Below are 8,519 nucleotides of genomic sequence, written 5' to 3'. Positions count from 1 at the left end.
ACGGCGGCGCGAGACCGCGCCGACGGATCTGACGAGGTGGGCGTGACGGCCCCCGGGGCCGGGCCCGGTGCCATCGTCACGCCCGACGACGGGTGGCGGCCTCGGCCAGGTCGCGCAGGGTGACCCGGCCGTGCTCGCTCACCGCGTCCGAACCGATCGCGTCCAGGGCCCGCACGGTCAGGGTGTCGATCTCCGCCTCGACGGAGGCGACCGCCCCCGAGTCCACGAGGATCCGGCGAGCCCGCTCGAGGTCGTCGGTGTCGAGGTCGGTGCCCAGGACCGAGAGCAGGAAATCCGAGTCCCCGGTCGGTGCCAGGGCGGTCGCCCTGGCCAACAGGAGGGTGCGCTTGCCCTCACGGAGGTCGTCCCCGGACGGCTTGCCCGTGACCTCGGGGTCACCGAACACACCGAGCATGTCATCGCGGAGTTGGAAGGCCTGCCCCACGGCCACACCGAACTCGCGGAGCGCCGCGACGGTGTCGGCGCCGGCCCCGGCGAGCTCGGCACCGATGTGGAGCGGCCGCTCGACGGTGTACGCCGCGGTCTTGAACCGGTTGATCCGGGCCGGCGTCAGCTCGTCCGTCGCACCGGAGGATTCCGCGAGGATGTCGAGCATCTGACCCGAGAGCACCTCGGTCTTCATCGCGTACCAGGGCGCGAGCGCCCGGCCGAGTGCGGCCGGATCCGCGCCCGAGGTCACGAACATCTCGTCCGCCCAGGTCAGGGCCAGGTCTCCGACGAGGATCGCCTGCGAGACCCCGTACCGGGCGGGGTCCCCGGACCATCCCAGTCCCCGGTGGGCCGCCTCGATCGAGCGATGGACGGTGGGTCGGCCGCGACGGGTGTCGGAGGCGTCCACGATGTCGTCGTGGATGAGGGCGCACGCCTGGATCAGCTCGAGTGCCGCGCAGGCGGTGACGATCTCGTCCGGGACGACGGCGTCCGCCGGGCTCACGGCCGACCATCCCGCCAGGCCGAACCGGGGCCGCATCCGTTTGCCACCACTGAGGACGAAGTCCGCGAGCAGGCCCGCCAGGGTGTCGACCCGCTCGTCGACCCCTGACACGACCCGGCGCCGTCCGTCGAGATGGCGGCGGAGGGCGCCGAGGATCCGCTCTCCGTCGTCTGGACGAGTCGCCGTGACCACGGTCACCATCCCTTCCGGGCGCCGCCGCCCGGCAGCCCTCGATACCGTGATCCTAGTCGCCGGGCGGAGGTCGGCACCGACGCGTGTCGGGCTACCCTGGTCCGGTGACCCAGCTACCCGACATCGACCCAGCGGGCGGCGACCGACACCCGAGCATCGTGGACCGGATCGCCTCGTCGAGCACCCCCAGGGTGCCCTTCTCCGTCGAGTTCTACCCACCCCGGGACGAGGCCGCGGAGGCACGTCTCTGGCGGGCCGCCTCCGTCTTCTCCGAACTGGGTGCGGCGTTCGTGTCCGTCACCTACGGGGCCGGCGGGTCCACCCGTGACCGGACGGTCAGGGTCGTCGAGAAGGTCGTCAGCGAGACCGACCTGGTGCCCATCGCCCACCTGACGGCCGTGGGGCACACGATCGCCGAACTGCGCGAGATGATCCAGATGTACGCCGACGTCGGTGTCACCAACATCCTCGCCCTCCGGGGGGACCCCCCCGGGGACCCGTTGGGTGACTGGACCCCGCACCCCGAGGGTCTGCACTACGCGGAGGAGCTCGTGCGACTGATCCACGAGGTCGGGGACTTCCACGTGGGTGTCGCGTCCTTCCCGGAGGGGCACTACCGGGCGCGGGACCTGGACCACGACACCGAGATCCTGCTCAACAAACTGCGCGCCGGCGCCGAGTACTCGATCACGCAGATGTTCTGGGACGTGGAACACTACCTGCGTCTCCGGGACCGTCTCGCGGTCGCGGACCCGGAGCAGGCGGCCAAGCCGATCATCCCCGGGCTCATGCCCGTGACGAGCCTGCGTCAGGTCCGCCGGATGGTGGAACTGTCGGGGTGCGCCCTCCCGGACGGCCTGTCCGACCGGTTGCGCGCGGCGGCGGGTGACGGGCCCGAGGAGGACCGTGCCGCGGTCCGCGAGGTGGGGATCGAGTTCGCCACCGAACTCTGTGAGCGTCTGATCGGCGAGGGCGTGCCCTGCCTGCACTTCAACACCCTCAACTTCTCCCGTGCCACGCATGAGGTGTTGGCCAACCTGTCGATGGTCCCGTCCCCGGGGGTCGGGGCGACCAGGGCCTGAGGCGGTGCTCCCGCGGTCCGTGCGCCCCGCCGGCTCCCCGTGAGATCAGCGCGCGAGTCGGTCCGACCGGGCCCGCGAGGTCCGGGCGGCCAGGATCGTCCCGATCGACACCAGTAGAGCAGCGCCTATCCCGACGATCATCCACACCGCGAAACCGCGGGTCGCCGGATCCGGGTAGGACGAGGACGCCTGCATCCGGGTGATGGACCCCGGCGCCGGTGTCCAGCTCACGGAGTTACCCCCACCCAGCGTGCCGTTCGTCTCCCCGATGCGGTTGGGGAACGTGAGGTCCACCCGGGTGGACGCGGAATCCGCCCGGTCCGCCGGTATTCCGGAGAGGTCCACCGAGCCGGTGAAGGACACCGTGTCGCCGCTCCGGCGGAAACCCAGGGTGTACGGCCTCGCCCCCTCGACCTCGATGGCCAGCGAGAGCGCGTCGACCTCTGCGAAGGTCAACTGGGTGAAGTAGATCTCCCTGCCGGTGAAGCCGTCCGCGGAGTAGGCGGTGATCCGCACCTTCTGCTCGAGGCCGGACGGAGTGGACAGCCGGTCCAGGGCGGCCGCCTGTGCCGGCTGGTCGCCGGCGACCAGGATGCGACCCGAGACGGTGTCGTCCTTCCGCACACTCATCTGGGCGTTCAGCTGGAGACACCCGGTGAGGACGAACAGCATCGTCACCAGGGCGGTGACGCCCGTGATCCGGCGACGCGCGGGGGAGTGTGCGGCCGTCACGGGGCTGGTCGCGGTGGTGCTCGGTTCGATCACGGTCGTCATTGTGCCCGCGTGCGGCGCCGACGCCGCGTCGACGTGCCGAGTCGGCGACCGACGAGCCGCGCCACCGTCCTCCCGCTGGTGCCGATGACACCCCCGCCGGGATGGGTGGAGGCGCCCGCGAGGAACACGCCGTCGGCGCCGGGGACGGTGTGCCCGGCCAGATCCGGGTGGGGCCGCATGGGGAGCATCTGATCGAGCGACATCTCCACGTGCATCACGTTGCCGCCGATCAGGCCGAGTTCGGTCTCCAGGTCCTCCGGTGTCTGGACGTGACGGTGGACGATCGAGTCGGTGAGCCCGGGGGCGAACCGCTCCGCGGCCGCGATGATCCGGTCCGCCTCACCCGGACCCGCCTGTGACCAGGAGCGCCCGTCCGCCAGGTGCCGCGGGTGCCACTGCGACCACAGTGTCAGTTCGTGCCGACCCGCCGGCGCCAGCGAGGGGTCGAGCGAACTGAAGCTCATGGCGAGGACGGCGGGATCGGCGTCGAGACCGCCGGCCGCGGCGACCCCGTACCGGTGGTCGAGTCGACGGCGGTCCGTCACCAGCAACTGCAGACCGTGCGCACTGGTGGTCGTGGGCACACCCGGGTACCGGGGCAGATCCGTCGTACCCAGCCGGACGACCATCCCCAGCCCGAACCCCGGACGGATCCTGCGGCGCCAGGCCTCGAGGCCCGCCGCGGGGAGTTCGTGGGCCAGGAGGTCCAGCGTGGTGTGGACGTGACAGGCCGCGACGACGGCCGAGCAGTGCAACGACGGGCCCCCCGCGGTATCCACCCGCCAACCGGCCCCCGAGCGGCGGATCGCCGTCGCTCCGGCGCCCGCCGTGACCGATCCGCCGCCGGCCCGGACGGCGGAGACGAGAGCGTCGGCGAGAGCACCCGACCCGCCGATCGCACGGCCGGGAGGGGTCTGGTGCATGAGCGCGGCGAAGCCGATCATCGGCGCGGTGCCGGGATGGGACATCGGCGGTCCGGACTGTGCGCCGAACCAGGACAGGGCGGCCTTGAGCCGCTCGGACGTGAAGGTCTGGTCGAGCAGCGCATCCCCGGAGGACAGGAAGGTCTGGACCGTGCCGAAGGGATCCCGGAGATCGTCGCGTCCGAGGAACGCGGAACCCAGGCGCGGAGCCGTGGGGCGAACGCTGAACCCCTTCATCATCCGCCCGGCGAGGACCTCCCACCGGCGGACGAACCCGCGGTAGGCGTCGGCGTCCGCCCGCCCGCAGGCGGCGGCGATGCTCGCACAGGTCTCGTCGAGGTCGCGGTGGAAGACGAGGGGCGGGGCGTCGCTGCCCGGCGGGGCGGGGGCGAAACCCCACGGGTCACAGTCCACGTACCTCAGCCCGTGGGCGGCCAGGTCCAGCTCCTCAGGGATGCCGGTGTGCCGGATCATCAGGTGGGCCGACGAGCCACGATCCGTGCGGTGCCCGGGGTAGCGCTCGACAGTGGAGGTGGCGCCGCCCAGGACGGTGTCCTTCTCCACCACGTGGACGTCGAGCCCTGCCCGCGCGAGATAGGCGGCGCAGACCAGGCCGTTGTGACCGGAACCGATCACCACGACGTCATGACTGTTGTTCACGCGGGCCTCCGTGTTGGGTGAGGGGGAGCGACCGCGAGAGTACGGCGAACGGCCTGGCGTCGCCTTCGAACCTGTAGGCCCTGAGCACATCCGAGAAGCCCATCGACCGGTACAACCGCCACGCCCCGTTGGCCTCGTCGGGGACCTCGGGGGTCGAGAGCAACACGGATCCCTCCGTGCGACCGGACAGGAACCTGCGGAGCAACTCAGTGCCTATGCCGTGCCCCTGGTAGCGGGGGGAGACGTGGAGCTCCGTCAACTCGACGTAGTCCGTCGGCAGGCGCTGATCCTGTTCTCGCAGCCCTCGCGCGACCTGCTCGTACCACCACTGGCCGGGTGAGCCCCGGTAGCCGTAGCAGATGGCGACCAGGGGCCCACGGGCGTGGCCGAGAAGGCGCCGACGCGGCGCCTCGAAGGCCGCGACCCCGGACCAGCCCTCCCGGTGGCTGTGCTCCATCCACGCGGGGGCGCGGGATCGGATCACCTGGGACGGGTACCCCATGGCGTCGACGTAGACACCGAGCGCCTCCGGCAGTCGGTCACGGAACTCCCCGGCGTCCAGGCTGGTGATCACGGTGTCCATCCACCCCATCTCATCACGTGCGCGCGTTCACGACCTCCAGTTGTGTCGTACCCCGCCGATACCGTGGGGTCCAGAAGGGGAGGTGCAGCGGAGATGGCGTCGAGAACCGCAGTTCGTGCGCCGGGCGGGGGTGGCCTCGGGTCCCTCGGTCGGGCAGGTCGTGCCGAGGTCCACCGGGGCCGGGCGCTGGCCGCGTCGTCACCCGCCGAGCGGTTTCTCGAGTCCTACCGGGCGGCGCGTTCGGCGGCGGCGGCGCTCCTGTCCCCGGGGCCGCGTCGCAGGGGCCCGTCCGATGTGTGGCACCGGCTCGCCGCAGAGGTTCCCGAGCTGGCGGAATGGGCCTCCGCCTTCGGCGGTTACTCGGCCCTCGCGGCCGCCGTGGAGGACGGGCTCCCCCGAACGGTCACACCCCGCATGGCGGATGACTTCCTCTGGGCTGTCGGTCGTTTCCTCGACCTGGTCGACGAGCGGCTGGGAGTACTGGGTCCGGCGGCGTGAGGTCGAGGACGCCCTGTGGACCGGGCTTCTGCCGCGTACTCGGAATCCCGGTGGTCACCACCGCGTCGCGCTCGTATGATGGAGTCAACCCTTGACCGGCTGATCCCCGTAGACGGTCGACGTCACACGGCCGAGCCGGCCGAGCTCGTAACCGCGAGCGTTCTAAGGAGGTCGAAGTGCCCCTGTCAGAGCACGAGCAGCGCATGCTCGACGAGATCGAGAATGCGCTCTACGCCGACGACCCCAAGTTCGCGTCGTCTGTTCGAAAGACCGGTGGGACCGGTGGCCGCCGTCCTGCCGGGCTGGTGGTGATCCTCGGTCTCGTGGGGGTCGCGCTCCTCGTGGGCGGGTTGGCACTCGACTTCAAACCGGGCGGGTTTCCCGTCCTCAGTCTCGTGGGTTTCCTCGTGATGTTCGCGGCGGGTGTGCTCGCCATGCGCGCGGTGCCGTCCAAGGCGTCGTCGTCGGCCGGTTCCGCGGGCGGAGCCCGGGTGCCGGGTACGGGTAAGGCGTCCACCAAGGGGGCCGAGGGCCAGAGCTACTCCTCTCGCATGGAGGATCGCTTCCGCCGTCGCTTCGAGCAGTAGCCAGAACGACTGATCACGTCCCGGGAGGGGCGAGCGCATCCGCGCTCGCCCCTCCTGCCTATTTCGGCGGCGAGCGTCTCGGCCGCGTGGGAACTCGGTGATGCCGGGTCGCCCTGCGTCGGCGCGCCCCACCGTGCGCCCCCCGGCTCTCCACTTCGCCCCACCGGGGGCCCATCATTCGCCCCTAGGGTGTGAAATAGTCACAAGAACCACATCTGTTCGCCGACTGTGGCCGTCTCCGGCGTGACTCCCGGCGGGTTCTCCAGCTGGTCACGGGTCGACAGGGTGCTCTGAACTGCAGAGATGTAAGTCGGTGGGGAGAAGTGGGGCACAGGCCTTGTTTGTGGGGCGTTGTGGGGTACAGTGGGGGACGCGAGGAGCTCGAAGGGGCCTGAACCCAGGAGGTGGCGGGTGACCGACACCGATCCCACCGACTCCGAGCGTGAACGAGCCTTCGTCGGGTACGGGACGCACCGTCCCAAGCTCGACGACAAGGGGCGGCTGACGATCCCCGCCAGATTCAGGCCTGGCCTGGCCGACGGGGTGGTCGTGTGTGGGTGGTTCACCAACACGCTCTCGGTCTTCCCGGAACGCGAGTTCGACGCGTTGGTCAGAAAGGTCCGGCCGACCGCCAACCTCAGTGAGAGGCACATGGCGTTCTTCCGGCTCCTGGTGAGCGGCGCGGAGGTCCAACAACTCGATTCGCAGGGACGGGTCTCCATTCCGGCGAGTCAGCGGAACTACGCGGGCCTCGGCAAGGACTGCGTGGTCAACGGCCTCGGAGAGCGTCTCGAAGTCTGGGACGCCGAGGCCTGGGACCGCTACAGCGCGGAGAACCTCCCCGTGTTCTCCGAGATGGAGGGCACCTCGCTGGGGATCGAGTTCTGATCCCCGGGACGGACCAGCACGACGGAACGACGGAACGACAGCACGACTGCACGACGGACGGAGCCCCCCGGCCCCTGCCCGGCACCACCCTGACGTACTTCCCCAACGCCAGGTGGGTACCGGACGGGGACCAGGGGGCTCCACCACAACCGGAGCACCGATGACATCCGGACGCGAGGGAGGCGACATGGCGGAAGAGCCCGACTCCGACCGCGCGGCTGCCCGGTCCGGTCACATCCCCGTCTTCCTCGACCGCACCCTCGAACTCTTCCGGCCCGTCGTCGACTCCGCGGCCGCGGAAGGCCGTCGCCCGGTGATCGTGGACGGCACGCTGGGTCTGGGCGGTCACACCTCGCATCTCCTCGCCGAGTTCGACGACCTGAGGGTGGTCGGGGTCGACCGCGACCCCGAGGCCCTCGAGATCGCCACCCGCAGACTCACCGCCTACCGGGACCGGTTCACTCCCGTGCACGCCCGCTTCGACGACTTCGATTTGATCGTGGACAGCCTCCCCGAGGACGCGAGGGACGCGGCCGGCCCGGCGATCGACGGCGTGCTGCTGGACTTCGGGGTCTCCTCGATGCAGCTCGACGTGGCCGAGCGCGGTTTCGCGTACTCGGTCGACTCCCCGCTGGACATGAGGATGGACCCCACCACCGGCCCGACCGCCGCCGACATCCTGGCGGACTACCCGCGTGACGACCTCGCCAGGATCTTCCGCGTCTACGGCGAGGAGCGGTTCGCGCGTCAGATCGCCTCCGCGATCGTGCGTCGCCGTGAGACAGATCCGGTCGCCTCCAGCGCCCAGCTCGTCGAGCTGCTCTACGACACCATCCCGCAGGGCGCCCGCCGCACCGGTGGGCATCCGGGCAAACGTGTCTTCCAGGCGCTGCGCATCGAGGTCAACGCCGAGCTCGAGGCCGTGGAGAACGCGGTCCCCGGGTACCTCGACCTGCTGAGGGGTGACGGGCGGGCGGTGTTCATGGCGTACCACTCGCTCGAGGACAAGATCGTCAAGCGAGAACTGACCACCCGGACCGCCTCGCGCACCCCGGCGGGTCTGCCGGTGGAACTGCCCGGACACGGTCCCGAGTTCGAGGCCGTGACCCGCGGTGCGGAGAAGGCCTCACAGTCCGAGATCGATCACAACCCGCGCTCGGCCTCGGTCCGGGTGCGCTGCGTCCGGCGTATCGACGGGAGAACCCCATGACGAGCACGATCGACACGTCGGATCCCGCCGACGACCTCGACACCCGGCGCGGCACCACCACCGAGGGCGCCGAGCCGGTCAGAGGCGTCGGGGCCGTGGGACTGCGCCGGAAGCCGGTCACCCGCTCTGTCCGGGGCCGCCGGACGGTGGTCGTCCCCGCGGAACGG

General features: G+C 70.9%; 9 protein-coding genes. 5 read left to right on the top strand and 4 right to left on the bottom strand.

Annotation, left to right across the window (positions count from 1 at the left end):
* Positions 1-76: 76 nt before the first annotated feature.
* Positions 77-1,156 carry a polyprenyl synthetase family protein gene (locus tag G6028_RS02520; RefSeq protein ID WP_182657947.1) on the bottom strand — a complete coding sequence of 360 codons (1,080 nt, stop codon included), beginning with the start codon at positions 1,154-1,156 and terminating at the stop codon, positions 77-79.
* A gap of 95 nt (positions 1,157-1,251) precedes the next feature.
* Here G6028_RS02520 and metF point away from each other — a divergent pair, with 95 nt between their 5' ends.
* Positions 1,252-2,229: a methylenetetrahydrofolate reductase [NAD(P)H] gene (gene metF, locus G6028_RS02515; protein WP_182657946.1), complete on the top strand. Its 978-nt coding sequence runs from the start codon at positions 1,252-1,254 to the stop codon at positions 2,227-2,229.
* Between the two features lie 45 nt (positions 2,230-2,274).
* Here metF and G6028_RS02510 read toward each other — a convergent pair whose 3' ends face one another.
* The 3 genes from G6028_RS02510 to G6028_RS02500 are packed head-to-tail and all read right to left on the bottom strand — an operon-like array spanning position 2,275 to position 5,169.
* Entirely contained in the window at positions 2,275-3,003 is a 729-nt protein-coding gene (locus G6028_RS02510) for an LppM family (lipo)protein (protein WP_182657945.1), read from the bottom strand.
* Positions 3,000-4,586 carry a phytoene desaturase family protein gene (locus G6028_RS02505; RefSeq protein WP_179525054.1) on the bottom strand — a complete coding sequence of 529 codons (1,587 nt, stop codon included), beginning with the start codon at positions 4,584-4,586 and terminating at the stop codon, positions 3,000-3,002. Before G6028_RS02505 ends, G6028_RS02510 begins: the two co-directional genes overlap by 4 nt.
* On the bottom strand, positions 4,570-5,169 hold the full coding sequence (locus G6028_RS02500) for a GNAT family N-acetyltransferase (RefSeq protein ID WP_179525055.1): 600 nt from the start codon (positions 5,167-5,169) through the stop codon (positions 4,570-4,572). The genes G6028_RS02505 and G6028_RS02500 overlap by 17 nt, the downstream gene beginning before the upstream one ends.
* 93 nt (positions 5,170-5,262) lie before the next feature.
* Between G6028_RS02500 and G6028_RS02495 the strand changes: the two genes are divergently transcribed.
* The 4 genes from G6028_RS02495 to rsmH all read left to right on the top strand — a co-directional run bounded on the left by G6028_RS02495 (position 5,263) and on the right by rsmH (position 8,352).
* Positions 5,263-5,667, top strand: coding sequence for an SAV_6107 family HEPN domain-containing protein (locus tag G6028_RS02495; RefSeq protein WP_179525056.1), 405 nt, complete (start codon positions 5,263-5,265; stop codon positions 5,665-5,667).
* A gap of 176 nt (positions 5,668-5,843) precedes the next feature.
* Entirely contained in the window at positions 5,844-6,254 is a 411-nt protein-coding gene (locus tag G6028_RS02490) for a DUF3040 domain-containing protein (RefSeq protein WP_179525057.1), read from the top strand.
* A 411-nt stretch (positions 6,255-6,665) separates the two neighbouring features.
* Positions 6,666-7,142 (top strand): division/cell wall cluster transcriptional repressor MraZ, encoded by a 477-nt coding sequence (locus G6028_RS02485; RefSeq protein WP_179525058.1) that lies wholly within the window; start codon positions 6,666-6,668, stop codon positions 7,140-7,142.
* Positions 7,143-7,329: 187 nt separating this feature from the next.
* Complete coding sequence (gene rsmH / locus G6028_RS02480; protein WP_179525059.1) at positions 7,330-8,352, top strand: 16S rRNA (cytosine(1402)-N(4))-methyltransferase RsmH; 1,023 nt, start codon at positions 7,330-7,332, stop codon at positions 8,350-8,352.
* Positions 8,353-8,519: the final 167 nt, after the last annotated feature.

This window comes from Dietzia cercidiphylli (assembly GCF_014145145.1).
GTDB lineage: Bacteria > Actinomycetota > Actinomycetes > Mycobacteriales > Mycobacteriaceae > Dietzia > Dietzia natronolimnaea.
This window is presented reverse-complemented; position numbering and strand designations above follow the sequence as displayed.